Genomic DNA, 23,715 nt, shown 5'->3' with positions numbered 1-23,715 from the left:
TTGGCAACATTAATAACCCCTAGTATCGGGATTACGGCTGTTTATGCGGATGAGGTTATTCAATCTCCGTTAACATCCCTAGCTCTTCCGCAATTAAAAAATGGATTACGCGGTCAACTGCGTGCAAGACAATTTACGATCATTTCTGCGGGCTTATCAGGAAAACTAATTAGCTTTCCCGTGACTCACGGTCAACGAATCAAAAAAGGTCAAAAAATTGCAACCTTTGATTGTCGCGCCGAAATGGCTGAAAAAGCGGTGATTTTAGCCAGACTGAATGCCGCAGAAAATAAATTAGCCGTCAATACGAAGTTGGCGAGCTATAAAAATATTAGTTTGTTAGAGGTAACCTTAGCAAAATCTGAAGTCGCTATTCAAAAAGCAGAACTCAAAAAAACGGAGGTGATGTTAGCGGATTGTACGATTACCGCGCCCTTTTCAGCGATTATTTCTAATAAAATAGCCCAAGCGCATCAATATATAAAAGAGGGCGACCCCTTATTAGAACTGGTTGATTCGAGTAGTCTTGAAATTGAAATGGTCATTCCATCAAAACGATTGAAAAAAACCCCGAAGGGTACTCAATTTTCAATTCAATTAGATGAAGTAAATACCCCGATTAATGCAAAGATTGATCGCCATGTGGGTATGATTGACCCTGTTAGCCAAACCATCCGTATCATTGGAAAATTAATACGCCCCCCTAAAAATTTATTACCTGGCATGAGTGGCGAAGTAACGTTCACAGCGGTTAAGAGTTCAAGCAATGTCAGCAACAAAGAAAAATAATCTTGTTATAACGGATATTTTACTTCTACAACAGCAGTTGCGAAGTAAACTCACCTTAGCAGAATTAGGTCATTTTTTAGTCAATGATTCTCAAAAAATAGCCCCTTACCAGCTAGCCGTTTTTTATCGTCATTTTCGAGGTCATCGAAACATTGAGGCGATTTCAGGTATTCCCATGCCCGTTAAAGAAGCCCCTTTTTATATTTGGTTAAAACCGATTTGTAAGCAGTTGGTCTCAAAAAACTTAATGGAGCCGTCCATCATCAAAAAAGAAGGTAAGGAATGTTTTTTTTCCGCCGAGGAAATACGTGGTTGGGATGAATTTTTACCCCAAGAAGTCTTATGGTTACCGCTCTTATCCGCTGATGGGGAATGTTTAGGTGGATTATTATTAGCGCGTTCACAAAGCTGGCAAGCGGATGAATTAAGATTACTGCAGTATTGGGGGAATGCCATTGCGTATTCGGTTGAATTATTATCACACAAGAAACACGCGGCCTTTGCCGCTTTAAAAAATGTAAAAACCGTGATTTGGGCTTCTTTAGTGGTCGTTTTAGTGGCTATTTTATTAATACCCATCCCCTTATCGGTATTAGCACAAGCGGAAGTTGTTCCTAAAAATCCCATGGTGGTTCGCGCCCCCCTCAAAGGCGTTATTAAAGAAGTTTTAGCCCTTCCTAACAAAGCAGTGGTAAAAGGTTCACTGTTAGTGCGTTTGGATGATACTGAGTTGCAATCGCGTCTGGATGTTGCCACCCAAGAACTTGAAATTGCAAAGGCCGAATACCGCCGAGCGCAACAAAGTTCGATTTTAGATTCCGAATCATCCGCTGAAATTCCCATGTTGGCGGCTCGTATTGAACAGCGATACACCGAAGTCAATTATGTTAAATCGTTATTAAAGCGAATTAATATTCATGCTGAGCGTTCAGGGGTGGCTATTGTTCCTGATGTTTATGAATTGGAAGGAAAACCTGTTCAACTGGGGGAACGATTATTAACCCTCGCCAATGCCGCATCCGCTGAACTTGAAATGTGGTTAGCGGTAGGGGACAGTATTGAATTACCCAAACAGGCTCAGGTTGAATTGTTTTTAAATGTTTCACCTGAAATTTCACAAGAGGCCCAGTTAAACTATGTTAATTTTCAAGCTGAAATGTCACCCGAAGGTTTATTTGCCTTTAGAGCGCGCGCTGATTTTCCCGTAACGACAACCCCCCCGCGTATTGGATTACGAGGAACCGCAAAAATTTATGGAGCTTCCGTGCCTTTATATTATTATCTCTTTAGACGACCCTTTGCCGCCGCAAGACAATGGCTGGGACTTTAGGAAATAATGTGCCAGAAGCACAAAAATCCCCCCCACCTTGCTTACGTCAAGAACTTAATTTGTATCCTGCTGAGGCGGATTTAGAAGGTGCGCCCTCATGGATGCTGCATGATCCCTTAAGTAATCGCTATTTTCGGATTGGCGAATTAGAAATGAATTTATTACTTTTTTGTGGTCAAGGCGATGAAGAAAAAATTGCTCAGTTAGCGACCTTAAAAATAGGTTATAACGTCACTACGGATGAAGTGGCTCAATTATTTAATTTTTTAAGGGTGAATAATTTAACTCTAGGGGATGACAGCCAAAAAAGTTGGTACGCTCAACAACAGTTAAAAATGCAGAAAAAAGGCTGGCTAACCTATTTAGCGAAAAGCTATTTATTTTTTAGAATTCCCTTTTGGAAATCCGACCGTTTTTTAACAAAAACACTGAATTATGTCGCATGGTTAGGCACGCCGCCCGTCTTTATGGGGTTAGCATTATTAATGTTAATGGGGGGATTTTTAGCCCTTAGACAATTAGACCGTTTTATCAGTACCTTTTTACATTTTTTTAATGCGGAAGGCTTTGGGGTTTATATGTTGACGCTTGGCGTAATTAAGCTTCTTCATGAACTTGGTCATGCTTACACCGCTAAAAAAATGGGCTGTAAAGTCCCCATTATTGGGGTCGCCTTTTTAGTCGCATGGCCCGTGTTATATACCGATACCAGTGATGCGTGGAAACTTAATTCACGTCGTAAACGGATGAATATTGGGATTGCAGGGGTTGCCGTTGAATTAGGGGTGGCCATTATTTGCTTATTTTGTTGGAGTTTAGCCGCTGAAGGAATGCTGAAAAGTGTCTTTTTTTTGTTAGCAACCACAACATGGATCATGAGTATTTTAGTCAATTTTAATCCCTTGATGCGTTTTGATGGCTATTACTTAATGTCGGATTGGTTAAGACTCCCTAATTTAGAATCACGATCCTTTGCAATGGCCAAATGGTGGCTACGTGAAAAAATCTTTAACTTAAATTTTGAGCCACCCGAACCAATACAAAAAAAATTAGTTTATTTTTCCTTCGCGGTTTGGACCTACCGTTTCTTTTTATTTTTGGGTATTGCCACCTTAGTCTATTTATTTTTTTTTAAAGCACTAGGGATCATTTTATTTTTAATTGAAATTGTGTATTTTATTTTGCGTCCTTTATGGAATGAATTAAAACAGTGGCAAACGTTTTGGCCTCAAGTTCACTGGAATTACGCGACTTTACGCAGTAGTTTCTTACTTCTATTTTTAATCGGGTTAGCCTTTATTCCGTGGCGAAGCTCCATTGAAATAGCGGGCTTTGTCAAAGCAAATTATACCGCTGTCTACGCCCCCGTCTCGGGCCAAATTACCAAAATCGCTGTAAAAAATAATGATCTAGTTCAAAAACAGACCGTGTTGATTGAAATGGAAGCCCCTGAATTAGTCCACGAAAAAAATCAAGTGGAACAACGCTATAAAGAATTGAGTTGGCAGCGGGCTTTTTTAGGCTTTAATAAAAAAATGCGTCAAGAAGCCTTAATTGTTAACAGTTCATTAGTGACCCAAAATCAACGGTTACGTAATTTATTAAAAAAATACCAAAAATTAACGGTCACCGCCGTAGAATCAGGAATCGTTGTCGATAAGGCGCAAACTATTAACGCAGGGGATTGGATTGCGGAAGGCACACAACTCTTAGCTATTTTAGATAAAAATGAATATGAAATTGTGGCTTATTTAAAAGAAGCCTATTTATCTCGGGTTCAGCGAGGCTCAAAAGGCTATTTTCACCCAGAACACGGTAACTTTCCCATCACGGCTGTTGAGGTTACTGAAATTGAAAGCATGTCCGTGAGAGCTATGGATGCGTTGTATTCTGCCTCATTATTTGGAGGCGATGTGGCGGTACGCGAAAATAAGGATCACGAATTATTACCCGTAATTAGTGTCTATAAAATCCGTTTAAAATTATTAACGCCGTTGGATAATTTACAGCGCGTAAGACGAGGTACGGTGGTCTTACAAGGCGAACCTGAGAGTTTTATCAAACGGGCTAAAAATAATATTTACAGCCTTTTTAGACGAGAAAGTGGTTTTTAATCGCTAGAAAAAAGCGAGCTTAACGACTATCCTATTTTTAGCCGTTTTTCAAGCACTTTAAGTAAGACTCCGCTTATCCCTTCATTAAGTCTCAATAGCATCATTTAACTAAATTTGCTATAATCATTCAGTTAAACCGTGCTTTATTAGCATTTTTTATCATTCATTAAATATTTCTGGAGAAGCTTACATGGCAATTAAAGTTGCAATCAATGGTTATGGTCGTATTGGACGCAATATCGTTCGCGCCTTATATGAAGCAGGTCGTACCGATGAAATTGAAATTGTAGCCATTAATGACTTAGGTAACCCTGAGACTAATGCACATTTAACAAAATACGATACCGTACACGGTCGTTTCGCAGGTGAAGTTTCTGTTGATGGTGATTACATGATCGTCAATGGTGACAAAATAAAAGTTCTTTCTGAAAGAGATCCTTCAAAATTACCTTGGGCTGAATTAGGGATTGATGTTGTCCATGAGTGTACTGGTTTTTTTGCAAGTAAAGCCAAAGCCTCTGCTCACCTTGAAGCAGGCGCAAAAAAAGTTATTATTTCAGCACCCGGTGGTGCAGATGTTGATGCAACCATCGTTTATGGGGTCAATGACAAAATATTAAAAGCATCGGATACCGTTATTTCTAATGCCTCATGTACCACTAACTGTTTAGCACCTTTAGTTAAACCGTTAATTGATAGTATTGGTGTTGAACATGGTTTGATGACAACGATTCATTCGTATACCAATGATCAAGTATTAACCGATGTTTATCATCCTGATTTATTGCGCGCACGTTCCGCAACTCAATCAATGATTCCTACAAAAACAGGCGCGGCAGTTGCGGTTGGTTTAGTTTTACCTGAAATGGCGGGTAAATTGGACGGCTTTGCCATGCGTGTTCCAACGATTAACGTTTCAATCGTTGATTTATCGTTCCAAGCGTCAAGAAATACCACGAAAGAAGAGATCGACGAAATCTTAACAGCAGCCTCTGAAACTTCATTAAAAGGTATTTTAGAAATTAACAGAGAGCCTTTAGTTTCTATGGATTTTAACCATAACCCAGCCTCGTCTATTTATGAATCTGCGTTAACTAAAGTAACATCAGGCAATTTTGTTAAAGTACTTTCTTGGTACGATAATGAATGGGGTTTCTCTAATCGTATGTTGGATACTACGGTTGCACTTATCAACGCAAAATAAGGTTTACTATGTCATTAAGAAGAACCAAAATTTTAGCGACACTCGGGCCTGCGACAGATAAGCCAGGTGTTTTAGAGGGTTTATTTAATGCCGGTGTTGATGTTGTGCGTTTAAATTTTTCGCATGGCGTTGCCCAAGACCACATTGATCGTGCTAATGCAGTGCGTGCATTGAGTAAAAAAACGGGTCGTCGTGTCGGTATTCTTGCTGACTTACAAGGGCCTAAAATTCGTATTGCACGCTTTACAGAAGGTAAAGTTTTTCTGGAAATGGGGCAAAAGTTCGCACTGGATTTAAATTTAAGTATTCATGACGGCGATAATAGGCAAGTAGGAATTACCTACGAACCGCTAGCAAAAGAAGTTAAACCGGGAAGTCGTTTATTACTGGATGATGGCCGTATTGTTTTAGACGTGGTTAATGTTGATGATGATTTGCGTGTTAACTGTACCGTCATTGTTGGTGGGCCCTTATCGAACAATAAAGGCATTAATCTTTTAGGCGGAGGCTTATCAGCCGCTGCCTTAACAGTGAAAGATAAAGAAGATATTAAACACATCGGAATCATTGATGCTGACTTTGTTGCCGTTTCTTTTCCACGTACAGGGGAAGATCTCCATGAGGCTCGTCGTTTATTAGAAGCGGAAGGGTGTTATGCGGGGATCGTCTCTAAAGTTGAGCGTGCTGAAGCAATGGAAGCGATGGATGAAATTATTCTTGCCTCCGATGTGGTCATGGTAGCGCGAGGGGATTTAGGGGTTGAAATTGGCGATGCGAATTTACCCGCAGCGCAGAAGAAGTTAATTCAACGCTCCAGAGCCTTAAATCGTGCTGTCATTACTGCCACACAAATGATGGAATCAATGATTGAAAGTCCGATTCCAACGCGTGCTGAAGTATTTGATGTCGCGAATGCGGTTTTAGATGGGACGGATGCGATTATGTTATCCGCAGAAACAGCAAGTGGTCAATATCCTGTTCAAGCGATTGAAGCGATGGATCGTGTGTGTCTTGAAACGGAAAAACAACCGACCATTCGTAAATCAGGCCATCGTATTGAATGTCGTTTTGATCGTGTTGATGAAGCTATTGCGATGTCAGCGATGTACATGGCCAATCATTCTGAAATCACAGGCATTGTGTCATTAACAGAATCAGGTTCTACGCCTTTATGGATGTCGCGCATTAGCTCATCCATTCCTATTTATGCGTTTAGTGGTCGTGAAAAAACCTTAGGTAGAATGACTATTTACCGTGGCGTTTTTCCTGTGTTTTATACCCTTGAAAAACAAGATCATGCTCAAGTAAATCGTGAAATTTTGGATGAATTGAAAAAGTTTGGTCAAGCCGCACAGGGTGATAAGTTTATTATTACCAAAGGGGATTTAACAGGACAAGTTGGCGGCACCAATGCGTTAAAAGTGGTTACCGTCGGTGAAGGCTTAACTCCTTAACGAGTGCAATCCTAAAATGCCATGTTTGAACAAAAATAGTCCTTTATTATAATCATTAAAATAGAGACTACGTTATGTTCAGCGACTTAAGCTGTGAGGGTAATTATTTATTCTCACCGCTTTTTTTATGTCTGCCCACTTTTTCTCTGTATCTAACAAAAAATTTTGTAATTTTTCATGGCAAAATCTGTCTTTATTGACCAAAATCAGGATAATCACTGGAAAGATAAATATCTTCTTCAGGCGTATTTTTTCGACCCAATATGTTATTTCGGTGAGGATAGCGACCAAATTTAATAATAATATTCCTGTGAATTTCACTGTATTCCAAGCTTCGTTGAAACTTTGACTTACTTTCTTCGGGTATTTCATCGAATAAGGCTTTGTGACGCGCAACAGAATGATCCTGATCTCTTTTATTCTCAGAGTGTTCTAAGGGAAGATACAAGAAAAGTCGCATGATAAAAGGCAATTTTTTATGTATCTACTTTAAATCTCAGGGTAAAGATAAAATTTCTAAAATAGATTTGACAACATATCATAAAAGAACGAACATTTACATACTTTGAATATCCACGACCGACAGGCTGAAACTAACGCCATTTATCAAGCAATCGCTCAAATGGAAAGTAGCGAAGCGCAGGATATTGTCAAAAAAATATTCAATCTTATTGAACGCTTAGCCAGTGATAAATTGTCTTTAGAAACTGAATTACAGCAACTTCGTGACGAGGTTAATCGCTTGAAAGGTGAGCAGGGAAAGCCTGATATCAAACCCAATAAAAATAATAAGGGTGATGATATTTCATCCGAAGACGAACGTAAAAAAGCACAAGTTGACGCGCAAAAAGAAACTAATAACGACACTGAAAATACGGACTCGGATAAGAAAAACGCCGCCGTAAACCCAAGATCCCACGAGTTAAAATCGACCAAACGCTAAAATGCCTACTCGACAAAACTGGCTTGCCTAGCGACTTAGTATCTAAAGGCTTTTTCGTAGCTTAATTCCCATGCTTAAGTCTCAGGAAAAAGCGAGCTTTATCGCAGCGGTATTCTCAACAGTGATACGGTCATATTGATGATACCAGTGCGCGAGTCAACGGTGATAACCACTATTGTCAGGTGGTCTGCAATGACTTGTTTACCGCTTATTTCACCCCTAAAAACAAAGACCGTTTATCGGTTCTGGACGTGCTGACCGATTATGCGCCACGCCATTATATCTACAATCAACAAGCTCAATCCTTGCTTGACGAGTTCAAGTTAGCTGATAAAGCGCGGGTAAAAGTTGATGCTCAAATACCTGTCAATACAGTGATGAATCAAGAAGACAAGCGCGTGCGCGAGACATAAGCTTCCAGACTCGAAATGAGAAAGGCACGAAAATCAAAGACAGTCTTATGAGTCTTGCTGAAACGGCTAAAAAACTAGCCGTGAGTTTTTATGATTATGTTTATGACCGAGTTAGTGGTGAATTCAAAATGCCGTCTATGGCGAATCTTATCGCTCAAAAAGCGCAAAGTTTGCAGGTCTGATATTTGTTTTACCCTGAAATTTAAAGTAGATACTTTTTTATCATCCCCCAGCTCTAAACCTTTTTTACAAATAAGTTTAGCTTTCTCATCCTGTAAATAGGCGTTAGCTTGGCCACGGTATAGGTTACGGTTTTCTCATAAAAAATAACATTGACATATTTGGTAAAATACAATTATTTAAATTTACCACAACATGCCAATTACAACCTCAAATAATAATGAACCTGAAATTACAATAGAAATAAATGAAAGAAAATTCATTGATGCTTTGAAAGGACTCCCCGATTATCGTGATAATCGCGGCAAGTGGCATTCACTGACCTTTTTTATCGTTACTGTTGTTTTTGCCATGCTGGTTGGACGCTCAAAAGTATTCAGTATTCATCGTTATATGACTCATAAAATTGTCTGGCTGCGTGAAGTAACTGGGATTAAAGATGCCCCTCTGGTTTCTCGCGCGCATTTTCCACGAATGTTGGAAAATTTGGATTGGCAGGACTTAAATCGGTTAATTAATGCCTTTTTTGATGAAAAAACAGTTCATATTATTGCCAATGAATGGGTTGCTATTGATGGCAAAGTCATGCGTGGCACGATTAAGTCAGGTGAAAAACAAGCCATTATTCATGCAGTTTCACACCAAAGCCGTTTTGATGTCGCTCAAGCTCGACAAGTGGGCGATAAGGCAAGCGAAATTCCTGTTACTCGTGAGCTATTAAAGGAAACGAGGTTAAGTTCTAAAAAAATCAGCTTAGATGCGCATCATTGTAACCCTGAAACGATGACCCAAGTTAATCAAGACGGCGGATTTTTTATTATTCAAGTCAAAAAGAATCAACCTAAATTACTTGAAAAATGCCGTGTTTTATCAAAACAAACACCGCTTGCAGAATTTACTCAGCATGATGCAGGACACGGGCGAATCACGAGTCGTCATGCCGTATTACAGCCTTTATCGGTAGCAGAAATTGATGAGCGATGGAAAGCCAGTGGCTTGCAAACATTAGTGGTTATGAATCGAGAAACTTTTGAAAAAGCAACCCAAAAAAAGACCACAGAAACCTCGTATTATTTAAGTAACTGTAAAAATAATAACGCTAAAAATACAGTTAAAACACTTGCTACAGCGATTCGGCAGCATTGGAGCGTAGAATCTAATAATTGGTAATTGGACGTAACTTTAGGCGAAGATAAAGTGCAATCTAAACATGGAAACCAATCTCAAATCATGGGAAAGTTACGCTGTTTTGCGCTAAATTTACTCCGTAACTCAAAAGATAAAGTACATAATTTTCAAGCAAGTATTGAGCAATTTAATGACTCTCCTGAGACATTGATTTTTGCACTTAAGCAAGCTAATTTTTTATGAGAAAGCCGTGTCCTACTCGACAAGCAACAGAAAAATTATCTTTTAATGTTAAATAACTTGCAATTTTTCCTTTTGCTTCATCTCCCCATTGTCCACCGACAATAATGCTCGCACCCATGTGAATACCTCTTTGTTATTATTTATAGTTGATAAGGCGAATAAAATGAAAAATCAGTTGTTTTCTTTAAAGTAAAAGAAGCTAAATTAAATTGATAAATAGTGCCTTCTTTTAATAAACTATCGGTAAGCGTATTATGCGGGGTGCTGGAAAAATAAAAAGTAGTTGAATTTTGGCTTACATAAATAGGGGCCATAACTCTCCATAAATATAAACATTGGGTAGGCTTGTGCCAATACCAACACGCTTGCTGTCCTTCAAAGTGTTCTACGGTTTTTTTAATCGCCGCTGAAACGTCTAAGCCTTCTTTTAAGTAATATTGAACACCACCAATAATTACTTGAGAATCGACTTCAAGATCCGAGTTTATACGCCATGAGGCAAATTGTTTATAATTTAACAGTAAACCATTATGGGCTAGATAGCCATCACGAGTTTTAAAAGGGTGAATTTCTGCAACACTTTTTAATTTTCCAGCCGTCGGCGCGAGAATATGCCCTAGGCTAATTTGAATTTTTTCTTCAGTAAGTAGGTTCTGATCAAAAGCGTGTGGATAACGAAAAACATTGCTTGTTGTCTGATCACTATCAGCACAGACTTTAGCCGTAAAATAGCCAAACGCTAAATTCCCACGTTGTTGGTTACGTTCAGCTAATTGGCAAAATTGCTGACGAATAACACTCGTTTTGGAAATAATGCCAAATATTCCACACATAGTGCTTAGCTCACTTTGGAGTATATACTAAGGGGTCACTGATGTTTAAATCGGCAAAAGCTTTTAAACGTTCTGCGCAGGTAGGACAACGGCCACAAGACAGTTCACCGCCTTTATAACAAGACCACGTTTTACTATAATCGACCTCTAATTCTAATCCTTGTTTTAAAATATCTGTTTTAGAATAATCAATATAAGGGGCTTTAATTTGGATGGGTGTTTTGCGGTTTAAAGCATAAACTTGATTTAAACGCTCCAGAAACTGAGGGGTTGTATCCCAATAACCATAAATATCATGTCGTTGAGCACCATAATAGACATCCGAAACGTCACATGTTTCAGCATAAGCGGCGGCTAACGCTAAAAAAATCATATTGCGATTAGGCACATAAGTGGGCGGCTGCGGATCCCCCATAACCTCAATAGCATCAGGAATATCAATCTCTTCTGCAATCAAGGCTGATTTTGCAAACAACGGTTGTAACAGTAATAAATCCAAGACTAAGTGTTGTGTACATCCTAATAATAATGCCTGCTCTTTCGCATATTCAACTTCTTTATTATGTTTTTGACCGTAAATAAAGGTAATAGGGGCCACGGTTAGTTTTTTATTTTTAACTAAATTATGGAGTAATGTAATACTATCCATCCCCCCACTAATAATAGCAACAGCATCTAAATTCATAGTAATTACCTCATGTCGTTTTTAGTTTTAATTAAAGATAAGTCGCGTTGGAAAACTCAAATTTCATCATTCTATAGTCTATTTTTTAACTCAGCAACACTATCTACAATCCAATTTGGGTTTAAAGCCCGAATTTTTTTGTGAAGCTTTTGACCGTTCCCCGTCATGACCGCTATTGTTTTTAATTTTAGAGCTTGACCCGATTCAATGTCATCAGGTGCATCGCCGACAACTAAAATACTTTCCAACGGAAGGTTAAGATGGTTTATTGCTTGTTTTTGAAGTTGAGTTTTAATAGTGGCACTTCCAGGTTTTTGGTGTGCAAAATGAGATTCCTCCAAATCATCTTGAGTTAAAACACACTCAAAACATTCAAACACACCTAAACGTTTAAGTAATATCTCAGTTGCCTCTGTTCCAACCCGGCCGCTCACAATCGTCATTTTTAAACCCTTGTTATGGAAGTTGTGAATTGTTTGTTCAATGCCTTGATAAAACTTTCCATGTTCAGGTATGTATTTAAGAGGAATCTCATTGAGATGATCACAAACTCTAATCTCACCAATATGTAAATCCTCTGAAATAATTTGATGCCAAAATTCATAACTAAGAATCACCGCATCTGTATCAGGTAAAATATTTTGTTGCGAGTAAATATCATGAATGAAGCACAAAAACATATCTGAAAAATCAACTAAAGTACCATATCTGTCAAAAATAATTGCTTTTATAGCGATGTTTGTTTTTAGCGGTTGATGCTTCATTTTAGGTAAAACCTGAGATTGATAAAATAGGGTAACGGTCAAATAAATTATTTTTAAATAACAAACAGTCCTTCTGCTTCAAGCATTTGAACTAAATGAATTAAAGGCAGCCCTATTAATGTAGTGGGGTCATCGCCTGTCATTTTTTCAAGCAATGCAATGCCTAAACCTTCAGATTTAAGGCTACTTGCACAATCATAAGGTTTTTCTTTAACTAAGTAGTTTTCTATTTGCGATAACGTTAATACGCGATAGTTAACACTAAATTTAACAACATCGACTTGAACCCGCCCTGTTTTTGTATTCAATAGACATAGGGCTGTTAAAGCATTAGCTTGTTGTCCACTTTGAAAGACAAGCTGTTTGATAGCTTCTTCATGGGAATTTGGTTTTCCCAAAACCGTGTTATTAACCACCACCACTTGATCCGAGCCAATAATTAAAGCTTGAGGATAAGCCGCGTGCGCTGTTCGTGCTTTAAGTTCAGCTAAACGAACAACCATTTCTTCAGGTGATTCATTAGCCTTAGCCGTTTCATCAACATTAGGTGCAAAGGTTTCAAAAGGAATGTTTAAACGCGTAAGTATTTTTTTTCGATACGACGACGTTGACGCTAATACTAAAGGGAGTGTCAACGCGGGGACTGAAGACGTTTGTTTCATATTTTTAATTTTTTATGTTCCACGTTTGCTTCCCCATATATTAAGATGCAATCTAGGTGAATAACGATAACCCGCTTCTTTACAAAGTTCTGCCAACCATTTTTGACGTTCATTAACTTCCGCCTCTTCAATGCCTTGTGGCATTAAGACAACCGTTTCTTTTGGAATAGGAACCTGTTCAACCAAATACTGAACTTCTTGAATATCTTCTGAATCCTGAATTACAAATTTAGTTTGGCATTCATAGTTATCTAAGAAGGAATGTATTATTTTTTGTTTAAGTCTATCTCTCTCATGACGTTTTTGCAAACGCTCATCATTTAGGGGGGTTGAGTTGGATAACTTAGGACTCATTGAAATCAAATGAGCCTTTACGGGAACGAAAATAGTTGCATTAGTTTCAATGGTAATATAATGACCTTTAGCAAATAACATCTCACATAACTTGGCCAGTTCTTTTCCTTGAAGAAACGGTTCACCCCCAGTGATAACAACATGTTCTACACCAAACTGAGTTATTTCATCAAATGCTTTGGCGACGGTAATTTCTTTATCTTCGGGAGACCAACTGGTATAAGGGGTATCACACCATGAGCATCTTAGATTACAAGAGCTTGTGCGAAAAAAAACGGAAGGAACGCCAATTAACTTACCTTCCCCTTGCAGTGTATAAAATATTTCGCTATATTTCATAAACTTTTTCCAGCTTTTGTGGCTGATAAGAGGCAAACCCAGTACAGGTTTCTTGAATCGTAACGCAGGTCAACACAACTTCTGGCGGAAGGTCTAAAATACCTGCTTGTTCAAACAGTGTTTTTGCCATGATTTCGGCGGTAGGTTCTTGTGGAAAAGTATAAACTCTCATGCCTTCTGCTCGAAGTGCAGGTAATAAAACATCATTTTCATTGGCTAAATAAGCATGATCCCAATAATCATCTATCCATTGCTTAATCGGTGCTTTAACATCGCCAAAATCCATTACAAAACAATTGCTATTAAGTGAGTTCGATGCTAACTCAATAATAGCTTCCCCACTATGCCCATGTACATGTTGACACTTTCCAGTGTGGTGCAATAAACGATGCGCATATTCGTATTTAATTTTAACTAGGAGTTTATACATTATAAGTTTCAGGCTGTTAATAAATTATAGGGGCAAGTAAGTTATAAATTTTGACAAAACTGTTAAGCTTTATTAATTAGAATGGATTCTCATTCATTCTGAAGTGTCCCGTTTTAAATTGGTAGCCGTAACGAGAATACATACGGGCTACTCGCTGAATTGATGGGACTAGGTAGTTTATAAAGTAGTCGCTGTTATTGCCGTATGAGTCGTAGCTTAATAGGAGGGGGTGTTATGAGTGTTTTATATTGGGGGGAATGGTAGGGAGAGGTTGGCATAACTCACCCTAAGAGGATTAAAAATCCAACTTAGTGTAAGCCAAACAATAGGGGTCTATGTATAGGTTCCATCATTGCTTGGGTGTAGTCAGGGTTATACCCCTACACTGTATAGATTACGATCATTAACACCGCTTTGCACGCTCTATACCCGCTAAATTTTGATGCTGCAAGTTAGGATTTTTTCATCCAAAATACTTACGCTATCCTAAAAAATTAACCACTCATTGCGTCTCGCTTTGCAAAATCCCACAGTAACGAGTTATACTTTACTTATGTTGATTGTGCCTGTCGTCTAACTCCTGCGAAAGAATCTTACCGACACACAATCAACAACATTAACTAAACATTGGTTAATGGGAAAAGCTCCGTTTTGTACACGGGGCTTTTTTTTGCCTTAACATAACATATTTTATAAGATTATGGGGGATTTTTTAGGCGGGTATTAATAAAGCACGGTTGTGCGCGCTCTTAGTTGTTAACGAGGAATTTATTTAACTGAGGTTACGCAGAGGAGTGAAAATCAAGTTTTTCATGTTTACATATAACGACGGAGTCCAATACTTCGATTTTGAAGGTCAGTGAAAAAACTTGTTTTTTCACTCTAAACAACAAAAATGTTTATTGCCTATTCTTTAGCTATTTATAATTTTTTGCGTAACATCCGTTATTTAAAAAGAAATAGGGTAGAAATTACCTACCCTTCTTCTAAGCTGCCTATGCGGCAGTGAACTATGAAGGTAGGCAAGGTAAAAAAGGAGATCACTTCTAAGCTGCCTATGCGGCAGTGAACACAGTTCCCGGAGTCCCATTGACGGGTTCATTCTTCTAAGCTGCCTATGCGGCAGTGAACACGACTAAACTTGCGCCATCGCCCGATAAACTCTTCTAAGCTGCCTATGCGGCAGTGAACTAGAGAGTTATCTTCAAAAAGGTAACTCGAATAATAGTTTAAGCTAATTTTAGCCTTTTTACCAATGTTTTTTTACCTGATTTTAACCATTTGATTATTAACGAGTTTTTAGGAGGCCAAAAAATAAAGGTCAAAAGTAGAAAGTAGCCTGTATGGATTGAAGCGAAATATAGGGTTTCGGTACGATGTTCAATCATACCCATAAATATTATCGTTGACGTGAGGTTTCCCGTATTCCGTAAGCTACATAGGGGCTACTTGCTATTAAACGAATAAACACTCTTCCCGATAAGAAAAAATCGTCTGACCACTATTAGTACTGTAGATTGGAATGAGTTACGAACGCCAAGATTTATTTGCAACCAAACCTAATAAAATCAAGCAAGCACGGATAAGCGATAGTATCATCCATCAAAACACTATCGTTTATACGCGCTAAAAAAATCTAATGTTTAAGAATATGTCATCTCGTTACGGAACAGATAATAAGGTTGATTCTTCTGAAAATCAGCGGCGAGGGATGCGAGTGATAATTTTCGCCGTAATGGGGGTTCTAAAGTTATGGTTGTGGAAAGAGGGAATCGCTAATCAATATGCTCTTTATTTGGGTTTAGCTCTTATTTTTAGTGCCATTATAAGTGGATTAGAATTTTTTAAAATTCGAAAAAATATATAACAAATGACGAGGGGTCAAATGTTAATTTTTAACAGGCTCCAAGTCCCAATGCCACACCAGAGAAACTTTTATTTTCAAATATCGAAATATCATCTTTACGACTGATGTCTATAGGGCCATTTAAAGGAATGGCCAAAGAAACAAAACAACGCTTTTTACCCGCTTTAACTAATGAATGAGCAATATCAAGTAATTCGCTGGATTCATAAAAATATCTAAATTTTTTTTGTCCAAAAATACCTGCTAATATTAATAAGGCACAACACTCAAGAATAGACGTTTTCCCACCTCCATTTTTACTGCCAAAAACTAAAACATCAGTATCACCTTTCATCAGAGGATGCTGAAAATCAATCGCTAATGAATCAATTTTTTTATAATTTTTAATCGTTAATTAATTAAGCCGAATACCTGATCTTTCTTTATTCATAAATATTATTTGTAACGACTCTATTTAATGGAAGTGAGGTATGAATGCCTATATTTATAACAAAATCAAGCAAACCTATCGGCTATTTTTTTGATTCTTCCCTCATGATTAATGGTTTATAAAAAATCGGGAAGATCAATTAACCTAATACGCGACTGCAGACTCGCCTGTTGTTTATCCTCTGCGGTGTTATAGCCCCATGTTGCAAATAATAACGTGACCGCATTAAGCTGAGGATTCGCCAAAACATTCACTAAGGCAGGCAAACGATCTTCGATAAAATGAAATTCATACCGTGGGTAATTCGCCAGTAATTCAGTTAAAATCGCTTCCTTACTCATCTTACGATCTAACCCAAAAATTTTATCAGTCGCTAACTCAACACCCGAAGCTTTTAATATTTGAGCAACAAACCGTTCTTGTTTCGTCGTCACTACAACCCACGGAATCTGTTGTTCATTAAGCGCGTGTAATTTTTTAGCAACATTAGAAAAAAGAGGGTTCATTTGCACCCAATCATCAACATCGTGATGAATCCATTGATCCCGTATTTCACCAAAAAGCTGTTTTAATGCGGCAATATTTTTATTTGATGCCTGATGAGCCTGTTGTATTTTTTCATCATAAGTCAGCAGCAGTGAGTCCACTTCATTGCCTTGATGCAATAAATAAATAATTAATATCGCCTCATAACCTGTTTCCATGAGAGGACGGATGCAACGAAATTGTTCGATGATATTTTCAGAAGGGAGCGGCGTATTAAAGCCATTCCATAGCGTTAACGCCGCTTTCCAGCCTGTAATCGCCGTTTCGACCGCACTGTCACAAATAACCCCGTCAAAATCAAGGGCGTAAAATAGGGGCTGTTTCATAGTTAATCCATTCGATAATTAGGGGCTTCTTTGGTAATCGTGACATCGTGAATATGACTTTCACGCATTCCTGCGCCCGTTACCCGCACAAATTGAGCTTTTTCATGTAACTCTGTAATCGTTCGGTTTCCTGTATAACCCATACTCGAACGAATTCCACCGAGTAATTGATGAATAATCGCATACAAACCGCCTTTGTAAGGAACACGGCCTTCAATTCCTTCGGGGACTAATTTCTCTACGGTATCTGCATCTTGAAAATAACGGTCACTTGATCCTTGTTGTTGTGACATCGCCCCTAAAGAACCCATTCCTCGATACGATTTGTAAGAGCGGCCTTGATAAAGCTCAACTTCCCCAGGCGCTTCTTCTGTTCCTGCAAATAAGCCGCCCAACATGACCGAAGAAGCCCCAGCAGCCAACGCTTTTGCAACATCACCTGAATAACGAATCCCTCCATCGGCTATCAGTGGAATATTTAACGATTTTAACGCATCGGCAACATTACTTACGGCAGTAATTTGAGGAACGCCTACGCCTGCAACAATCCGTGTGGTACAAATTGAACCTGGACCAATACCGACTTTAACGCCATCAGCACCGGCTTCAACCAAAGCCAATGCCGCATCCGCCGTTGCAATATTACCACCAATAACATCTATTTGGGGGTATGTTTGTTTAACCCAGCGAACGCGATCAATGACCCCTTGTGAGTGGCCGTGTGCGGTATCAACAATAATCACATCAACGCCTGCTGCCACTAACGCAGCGACTCTTTTTTCGGTTTCAGCACCCGTTCCTACGGCGGCTCCAACACGTAATCTTTCTTGCTTATCCTTACAAGCTTGGGGATAATCTTTAGCTTTTTGAATATCTTTAACGGTAATCATTCCACGTAAATGAAAATCATCATTAACCACTAAAACCTTTTCAATCCGATGTTTATGTAATAACGTAATGGCATCTGCATAATCTGCGGATTCATGAAGGGTGACCAAATGCTCTTTAGGCGTCATCACTTGGGTAATTAATTCATCAAAACGTGTTTCAAAGCGTAAGTCACGACTGGTCACAATCCCGATTAATGCGCCATTTTCAACTACGGGAACGCCTGAAATTTTTTCAGCGCGGGTTAACTCAATGACTTCACGAACGGTTGCTGTAGGAGAGACCGTAATAGGATCTTTAATAACGCCACTTTCATACTTTTTAACGTGACTTACCTCACGCGCTTGTTGTTCAACGGTCATGTTTTTATGGATAATACCCATACCGCCTTCTTGCGCCATTGCAATGGCTAATCGAGCATCGGTAACCGTATCCATTGCCGCTGAAACCAACGGAATATTAAGGGTAATATTTCGTGTTAATTGTGTTTTTATTTCTACGTCACGCGGTAGCACCACAGAATGCGCGGGGAGTAATAAAACATCATCAAATGTTAGTGCTTCTTGAATAATTTGCATGATTGTCCCAGTAAATAAAAAATAACCGAGTAGTATATCATTAACCGAGTTTTCTTCCCTATAAAATCAGATGAATAAATACGGATTTATTAAGTTAACCTGCGTCTCGCCACAGGTTCATATTGCCAATCCTAAAGCGAATAAAAAAGTCATTCAACACGCGTTGGCCGCGCATTATGATAGCGATATTCTCCTTTTTCCTGAGTTATCGTTAACAGGTTACAGTTGTGCCGATTTATTTAAACATGATGTTTTATTAGATGAGGCGGAATTATCACTCCTTGAACTTGCCGAAAATATTGGCGATCAATTGGTCTTTGTGGGGCTTCCCCTTAGGGTCGATAACGCTCTTTATAATTGTGGGGCGGTTTTGAATCGGGGTAAAGTTATCGGTATTTTTCCCAAACAATTTTTACCCAATTATGGTGAATTTTATGAAGCGCGTTGGTTTAAAGCCGCTAATGGAAATGAGCCGAAAACCATTACGCTGGGGGAACAAACGATTCCATTTGGAATTGATTTATTGTTTAGTTATCAAGGTTCATCAGCCGTTATTGTCAGTGGTTGTTTGTGTGAAGATGATTGGATGCCCGTAACCCCGTCCTCATTTCAAGCCCTTGCAGGCGCAACCATACAATGTAATTTATCGGCGAGCAATGAAACTATTGGTAAACATCATTATCGTCTTAATACCTTAATTATAGGTCAATCTGGACGGCATATTTCAGCCTGTGCTTATGCGAGTGCAGGGGCCAGTGAATCAACAACGGATTTAGTTTTTGGGGGACAATTAGCGATTGCTGAAAATGGGGTTTTACTTGAAAATTCACGCCGAGTCGGTGATGGTTTAGACTATGAAACCAAGGGATATACAATTACGGCGGATATTGATGTTAAAAGTCTAATGACTGAACGTCAACGAATGAATACCTATGCCGATTGCGCGTCTCGTTACTCACAACAGGAAAGCCGTTATTTAACGTTCTCGTTATCTGAGTACAATAATGGACAAAAACTCGCTCATAAAATTAGTGGAACGCCTTTTGTTCCTCAAAATAAAACCGAATTAGAGGCCCGTTGTGCTGAAATTTTTGGCATACAATGCGCAGGACTTAAAAAACGCTTACAACAATTAGGTGATGACCCTCATATATGGATAGGTATTTCAGGGGGACTGGATTCAACACTGGCCGCTTTAGTGGCTTTAAAAACCTTTAAAGCATTGGGTTTGCCGCCGTCAAATATTCATGGGTTAACCATGCCAGGCTTTGGAACATCAACATTAACTAAAAATAATGCGGATGCGTTTATGCGACTCACTTACCTTTCTATTCATGAAGAAGATATTTGTCAATTAGCCTTAGATACCTTTAAAACTCAAAATCATCGTTCATTTGGACTCATTGATCCCGATTGTTCTTTAGCTGAATTTAAACAGGCGTTAACAACATTAACCCCCGAACAATTGGCGAAAGGCGATTTAGTCTTTGAAAATGTTCAGGCACGGCTACGTACCTTTTTGTTAATGTCGCATGGATTTGTTTTAGGGACGGGGGATTTAAGTGAAATGGCTTTGGGATGGTGTACTTATAATGCCGATCACATGAGTATGTATAACGTTAATTGCAGTATTCCTAAAACCTTGGTGTCTTGGTTGGTTCGTCATGTAGCAGAGCATGTTTATCAGGGGCATTTACGTGAAGTCTTAATGTCCATTGCCAACACGCCGATTTCCCCCGAATTATTACCCGTGACGAGTCAGGGTGAAATGTCGCAATTTACCGAAGACAGTCTCGGGGCTTACGAGCTTCATGATTTCTTTTTATATCAGATGATTCGCAAGGGCCATTCGCCTGAAAAGATTTTATATTTAGCCGTACAAGCCGAGTTTAACGAACTGCATAGCCCTAAAAAAATTAAAGAGGCCTTAAAGTTATTTTATCGACGCTTCTTCGCCCAACAATATAAACGTTCGTGTGTTCCTGATGGGCCTAAAGTCGGTTCAGTTTCATTATCGCCGCGAGGGGATTGGCGAATGCCGAGTGATGCTGAAGTTGATTTATGGTTAGAGTTTGATTAAATTCCACCGATTATTTTACACGCCGTTGAACAACCCTATAAAATAAAGTTTATATTCCCTTTTAAAAATTAGTACTTTTTTATATGACCAATAATGATATTTTACGCCGCCTGCGGTACACCTTTGATTTTGATGATGTCAAAATGATTGCCTTATTTGCCTTAGCCGATTATACGGTGACACGCGCCCAAGTTATTAACTGGTTGAAAAAGGATGATGACCCTGATTATAAAAGTTGCCAAGATTTTCAATTGGCCACGTTTTTAAATGGGTTGATTAATGATAAACGGGGCAAACGAGAAGGAAAACAAGCGCCCGCAGAAGATAAATTAACCAATAATATTATTTTCATGAAACTTAAAATTGCGCTTAATTTACAAGCCGATGATGTAGTCGCAACCCTGTTATTAGCGGAATTTAAAATCAGTAAGCCTGAATTAAGTGCTTTTTTTCGGAAGAAAACACATAAGCATTATCGTGAATGTAAAGACCAAATTTTACGAAACTTTCTGAAAGGGGTGCAACTAAAACATCGCCCTGAATCAGCGGCTAAAGAGGACTTTAGCTGGAATTAAACTTTGTAGGAGGGCGATTAACATCTCCCTCCCTACGATTAATCAGGCTGGTTTTAGTGCGCTGGAATCGCTAAGAAAATAGGTTGTTTGATCTTAGCAGGAAACACGCTATAAGGAATCACGGTGGTAAAACTTCCCTCTGCATAAGAGGCGACTTGATAAGGGTCAAAGCTAAACAGTAAGCCTTTAGGGGTTATATTCCAATGGGTAAAGTTTTGAAGATGAGCACTCGCGCCTTCTTCAACCCATTCTGATGAGGCACCGCCCTGTTTTGCTAAAATTTGAGCAATACTTTGTTTGGAAATAATCGGTAAAAAATTCGCGCCCTTCTTGAATAAATCGGGTAACGCCAATACTTTATTATTTTTCAAATCATAGTTTAACGTATAGGTTGAATAGATTCCATGTGCCCCGCCCGTATACGATGAATAATTAAATAACACACTAATTAAGTGCTGATTGATAAATTCAACCTGATAACTAATCGTCAAATAATAAGGGGCTGAGTTTTCGATGATTTCATTTAAAAACATTTTTTTAAAATCCGCCACCGATTCCATCACCTCCTTTTTAGACCGCGCGTTAAACGACTGAGCGGCCTTTTTATTTGAGAACTGAATTTCAGGATAAGCGACATTAATTTCCCACTTATCTTTTTTATTCATCTCCTTATAATCGCGATTAATAACGTTGGGCTTTAAATTATTAGTTTGTGTATACGCTTGAATACTAAAAAATAAAATAACAAATAGACTGCTAAAGAGAGCTAACTTTTTAAGTGACATAACTTTTAATCCAATAAGAGGCTAAATAAACGAATAATAATGGGTGTGTTTTTTAAGAATAGCAGCGATAAATATTTTTTATCTTTCCCATTCCCTAATCTGTCCACGGTATAATAACGTATTTCTTTCACTCTCTCAGTCAATCATTCAGCATGTCAGAACAACTCAGCCAAATGCAGCGGCGTAGAACATTTGCGATTATCTCTCATCCAGATGCAGGTAAAACAACCATCACCGAAAAATTATTATTATTTGGGGGGGCTATTCAATTAGCAGGCTCAGTTAAGGGACGAAAGGCCGCCCGTCATGCCACCTCGGATTGGATGGCGATGGAAAAAGAACGGGGAATTTCAGTCACCACCTCGGTGATGCAATTTGAACACAAATCGTGCATTTTAAATTTATTAGATACTCCAGGTCATGCGGACTTTTCAGAAGATACCTACCGTACGTTAACCGCCGTGGATTCCGCATTGATGGTGATTGATGTTGCGAAAGGAGTGGAACAACGAACCATTAGTTTAATGGAAGTGTGTCGCTTAAGAACCACGCCGATTCTTACCTTTATTAATAAAATGGATCGCGAAGGGCGTGAACCGATTGAATTACTGGATGAAGTCGAAAGTGTTTTAAACATTAAATGCGCTCCGATGACGTGGCCGATTGGAATGGGGAAGCGTTTTAAAGGAGTTTATCATCTCTATAAAGATGAAGTTCAGCTCTTTAGTGCGCAACATGGGGGAAAAATTGCGGAAGCTCAAATAATTAAAGGATTGCATAATCCGCAATTAGATTCATTACTGGGGTTGCAAGCCGATGAATTACGCGATGATATTGAATTAGTCCAAGGCGCGAGTCATGAATTTGATTTAGAGGCTTATTTAACAGGTGAATTAACCCCCGTCTTTTTTGGTTCGGCGATTAATAATTTTGGTATTTCTGAATTATTAGATGCCATTGCCGATTATGCTCCCGCCCCTTTAAAAAGAGCGGCTGATCAACGTGAAGTTTTAGCCACAGAAGCGGATTTCTCAGGATTTGTCTTTAAAATACAGGCCAATATGAACCCCGCTCATCGCGATCGCATCGCATTTTTGAGAGTTTGTTCAGGAAAATTTGATAAAGGCATGAAAATAAATCATGTTCGCTTAGGAAAAAATATTCAAGTCGGTAATGCGATCACCTTTCAAGCCGATAGCCGTAAAAATGTAGAAGAAGCCTTTTCGGGGGATATTATTGGATTACATAATCACGGCACCATTCAAGTGGGCGATACCTTTACCCAAGGCGAAACCCTTAAGTTTGGCGGCATCCCTTATTTTGCCCCTGAATTATTCCGCCGTGTTATTTTAAAAGATCCGTTACGTTCAAAAGCCCTTCAAAAAGGCTTGGTTCAATTAACGGAAGAAGGCGCAACCCAGCTTTTCAGGCCCTTAAAAAATAATGAACTCATTTTAGGCGCGGTAGGGATTTTACAGTTTGATGTCACCGCGTCACGGCTTAAAAGTGAATATAATGTTGAATGTATTTATGATACGGTATCGGTTGCGACGGTTCGCTGGGTTAGTGCGTCTGATTCGGTTATGTTAGAGGAGTTTAAACGGAAAGCGTTTGCCAATTTAGCCGAAGATGGCGGCGGTTATTTAGTTTATCTTGCAGGTACGCGAGTCAACTTACAATTAACCGAAGAACGTTGGCCTGACATTACCTTTAGTGCAACACGCGAACTCTAAATAGATCGAAAAAGCGTCACTGCTTTTTTAACATTTGCCCCT

The 23,715-nt window shown here is 38.9% G+C and carries 26 protein-coding genes and 1 CRISPR repeat array; of the genes, 14 read left to right on the top strand and 12 right to left on the bottom strand.

Annotated elements, in window-relative coordinates:
- The 5 genes from Q9M50_03905 to pyk all read left to right on the top strand — a co-directional run bounded on the left by Q9M50_03905 (position 1) and on the right by pyk (position 6,891).
- Positions 1–789, top strand: a complete 789-nt coding sequence (locus Q9M50_03905; GenBank protein ID MDQ7089774.1) for an efflux RND transporter periplasmic adaptor subunit — start codon at positions 1–3, stop codon at positions 787–789.
- Positions 767–2,119, top strand: coding sequence for a hypothetical protein (locus tag Q9M50_03900; protein MDQ7089773.1), 1,353 nt, complete (start codon positions 767–769; stop codon positions 2,117–2,119). The genes Q9M50_03905 and Q9M50_03900 overlap by 23 nt, the downstream gene beginning before the upstream one ends.
- An 8-nt stretch (positions 2,120–2,127) precedes the next feature.
- The gene (locus Q9M50_03895) at positions 2,128–4,233 is read left to right on the top strand and encodes an HlyD family efflux transporter periplasmic adaptor subunit (protein MDQ7089772.1); all 2,106 of its coding nucleotides are present in this window, start codon (positions 2,128–2,130) and stop codon (positions 4,231–4,233) included.
- Between the two features lie 190 nt (positions 4,234–4,423).
- Positions 4,424–5,437, top strand: a complete 1,014-nt coding sequence (gene gap, locus Q9M50_03890; protein MDQ7089771.1) for a type I glyceraldehyde-3-phosphate dehydrogenase — start codon at positions 4,424–4,426, stop codon at positions 5,435–5,437.
- Between the two features lie 8 nt (positions 5,438–5,445).
- Positions 5,446–6,891, top strand: coding sequence for a pyruvate kinase (gene pyk / locus Q9M50_03885; protein MDQ7089770.1), 1,446 nt, complete (start codon positions 5,446–5,448; stop codon positions 6,889–6,891).
- A 193-nt stretch (positions 6,892–7,084) separates the two neighbouring features.
- Here the strand turns inward: pyk and Q9M50_03880 are convergent, their stop codons facing one another.
- Entirely contained in the window at positions 7,085–7,363 is a 279-nt protein-coding gene (locus Q9M50_03880; GenBank protein ID MDQ7089769.1) for a DUF924 family protein, read from the bottom strand.
- Positions 7,364–7,456: 93 nt separating this feature from the next.
- On the opposite strand from Q9M50_03880, the gene Q9M50_03875 reads away from it, so the two are divergent.
- The 5 genes from Q9M50_03875 (at position 7,457) to Q9M50_03855 (ending at position 9,798) form a co-directional block, all read left to right on the top strand.
- Positions 7,457–7,834, top strand: coding sequence for a hypothetical protein (locus tag Q9M50_03875; GenBank protein ID MDQ7089768.1), 378 nt, complete (start codon positions 7,457–7,459; stop codon positions 7,832–7,834).
- Positions 7,835–8,016: 182 nt separating this feature from the next.
- Positions 8,017–8,247, top strand: a complete 231-nt coding sequence (locus Q9M50_03870; protein ID MDQ7089767.1) for a hypothetical protein — start codon at positions 8,017–8,019, stop codon at positions 8,245–8,247.
- Between the two features lie 47 nt (positions 8,248–8,294).
- Entirely contained in the window at positions 8,295–8,429 is a 135-nt protein-coding gene (locus Q9M50_03865; protein ID MDQ7089766.1) for a hypothetical protein, read from the top strand.
- A gap of 193 nt (positions 8,430–8,622) precedes the next feature.
- Positions 8,623–9,597, top strand: a complete 975-nt coding sequence (locus Q9M50_03860) for an ISAs1 family transposase (protein MDQ7089765.1) — start codon at positions 8,623–8,625, stop codon at positions 9,595–9,597.
- 27 nt (positions 9,598–9,624) lie between these two features.
- Positions 9,625–9,798 carry a hypothetical protein gene (locus Q9M50_03855; GenBank protein ID MDQ7089764.1) on the top strand — a complete coding sequence of 58 codons (174 nt, stop codon included), beginning with the start codon at positions 9,625–9,627 and terminating at the stop codon, positions 9,796–9,798.
- Here Q9M50_03855 and Q9M50_03850 read toward each other — a convergent pair.
- The 7 genes from Q9M50_03850 to Q9M50_03820 all read right to left on the bottom strand — a co-directional run bounded on the left by Q9M50_03850 (position 9,785) and on the right by Q9M50_03820 (position 13,865).
- Entirely contained in the window at positions 9,785–9,916 is a 132-nt protein-coding gene (locus Q9M50_03850; GenBank protein ID MDQ7089763.1) for an adenylosuccinate synthetase, read from the bottom strand. The two genes, Q9M50_03855 and Q9M50_03850, sit on opposite strands and share 14 nt — an antisense overlap.
- Positions 9,917–9,938: 22 nt before the next feature.
- Positions 9,939–10,631, bottom strand: coding sequence for a hypothetical protein (locus Q9M50_03845; protein ID MDQ7089762.1), 693 nt, complete (start codon positions 10,629–10,631; stop codon positions 9,939–9,941).
- A 10-nt stretch (positions 10,632–10,641) separates the two neighbouring features.
- Positions 10,642–11,316, bottom strand: coding sequence for a 7-cyano-7-deazaguanine synthase QueC (gene queC / locus Q9M50_03840; protein ID MDQ7089761.1), 675 nt, complete (start codon positions 11,314–11,316; stop codon positions 10,642–10,644).
- A 71-nt stretch (positions 11,317–11,387) separates the two neighbouring features.
- Positions 11,388–12,080 (bottom strand): HAD hydrolase-like protein, encoded by a 693-nt coding sequence (locus Q9M50_03835; GenBank protein ID MDQ7089760.1) that lies wholly within the window; start codon positions 12,078–12,080, stop codon positions 11,388–11,390.
- A gap of 53 nt (positions 12,081–12,133) precedes the next feature.
- Positions 12,134–12,742 carry a Maf family nucleotide pyrophosphatase gene (locus tag Q9M50_03830; GenBank protein MDQ7089759.1) on the bottom strand — a complete coding sequence of 203 codons (609 nt, stop codon included), beginning with the start codon at positions 12,740–12,742 and terminating at the stop codon, positions 12,134–12,136.
- Positions 12,743–12,754: 12 nt separating this feature from the next.
- The gene (locus Q9M50_03825) at positions 12,755–13,435 is read right to left on the bottom strand and encodes a 7-carboxy-7-deazaguanine synthase QueE (protein ID MDQ7089758.1); all 681 of its coding nucleotides are present in this window, start codon (positions 13,433–13,435) and stop codon (positions 12,755–12,757) included.
- Positions 13,425–13,865: a 6-carboxytetrahydropterin synthase gene (locus Q9M50_03820; GenBank protein MDQ7089757.1), complete on the bottom strand. Its 441-nt coding sequence runs from the start codon at positions 13,863–13,865 to the stop codon at positions 13,425–13,427. Before Q9M50_03820 ends, Q9M50_03825 begins: the two co-directional genes overlap by 11 nt.
- A gap of 982 nt (positions 13,866–14,847) precedes the next feature.
- Positions 14,848–15,056: direct repeats of the CRISPR family, unit length 29 nt; unit sequence TCTTCTAAGCTGCCTATGCGGCAGTGAAC.
- Positions 15,057–15,504: 448 nt separating this feature from the next.
- Between Q9M50_03820 and Q9M50_03815 the strand changes: the two genes are divergently transcribed.
- On the top strand, positions 15,505–15,732 hold the full coding sequence (locus Q9M50_03815; GenBank protein ID MDQ7089756.1) for a hypothetical protein: 228 nt from the start codon (positions 15,505–15,507) through the stop codon (positions 15,730–15,732).
- A 28-nt stretch (positions 15,733–15,760) separates the two neighbouring features.
- On the opposite strand, the gene Q9M50_03810 is transcribed toward Q9M50_03815, so the two are convergent.
- From Q9M50_03810 to guaB, 3 genes are all read right to left on the bottom strand, one after another.
- The gene (locus Q9M50_03810) at positions 15,761–16,120 is read right to left on the bottom strand and encodes a hypothetical protein (GenBank protein ID MDQ7089755.1); all 360 of its coding nucleotides are present in this window, start codon (positions 16,118–16,120) and stop codon (positions 15,761–15,763) included.
- 158 nt (positions 16,121–16,278) lie between these two features.
- Entirely contained in the window at positions 16,279–17,034 is a 756-nt protein-coding gene (locus tag Q9M50_03805; GenBank protein MDQ7089754.1) for an HAD family hydrolase, read from the bottom strand.
- Between the two features lie 2 nt (positions 17,035–17,036).
- Entirely contained in the window at positions 17,037–18,503 is a 1,467-nt protein-coding gene (gene guaB, locus Q9M50_03800) for an IMP dehydrogenase (GenBank protein MDQ7089753.1), read from the bottom strand.
- Positions 18,504–18,570: 67 nt separating this feature from the next.
- Here guaB and Q9M50_03795 point away from each other — a divergent pair, with 67 nt between their 5' ends.
- Together Q9M50_03795 and Q9M50_03790 are read left to right on the top strand one after the other, a co-directional pair.
- Positions 18,571–20,580: an NAD(+) synthase gene (locus Q9M50_03795; protein ID MDQ7089752.1), complete on the top strand. Its 2,010-nt coding sequence runs from the start codon at positions 18,571–18,573 to the stop codon at positions 20,578–20,580.
- Between the two features lie 83 nt (positions 20,581–20,663).
- Positions 20,664–21,155, top strand: coding sequence for a DUF1456 family protein (locus Q9M50_03790; protein MDQ7089751.1), 492 nt, complete (start codon positions 20,664–20,666; stop codon positions 21,153–21,155).
- Between the two features lie 53 nt (positions 21,156–21,208).
- Here Q9M50_03790 and Q9M50_03785 read toward each other — a convergent pair whose 3' ends face one another.
- Positions 21,209–21,940 (bottom strand): DUF3298 and DUF4163 domain-containing protein, encoded by a 732-nt coding sequence (locus tag Q9M50_03785; GenBank protein ID MDQ7089750.1) that lies wholly within the window; start codon positions 21,938–21,940, stop codon positions 21,209–21,211.
- Positions 21,941–22,092: 152 nt separating this feature from the next.
- Here Q9M50_03785 and Q9M50_03780 point away from each other — a divergent pair, with 152 nt between their 5' ends.
- A complete protein-coding gene (locus tag Q9M50_03780) occupies positions 22,093–23,673 on the top strand; it encodes a peptide chain release factor 3 (protein MDQ7089749.1) in 1,581 nt (526 codons plus the stop codon).
- Positions 23,674–23,715: the final 42 nt, after the last annotated feature.

It is taken from the genome of Methylococcales bacterium (assembly GCA_030949405.1).
In the GTDB taxonomy this organism is placed as follows: domain Bacteria; phylum Pseudomonadota; class Gammaproteobacteria; order Methylococcales; family Methylomonadaceae; genus WTBX01.
This window is presented reverse-complemented; position numbering and strand designations above follow the sequence as displayed.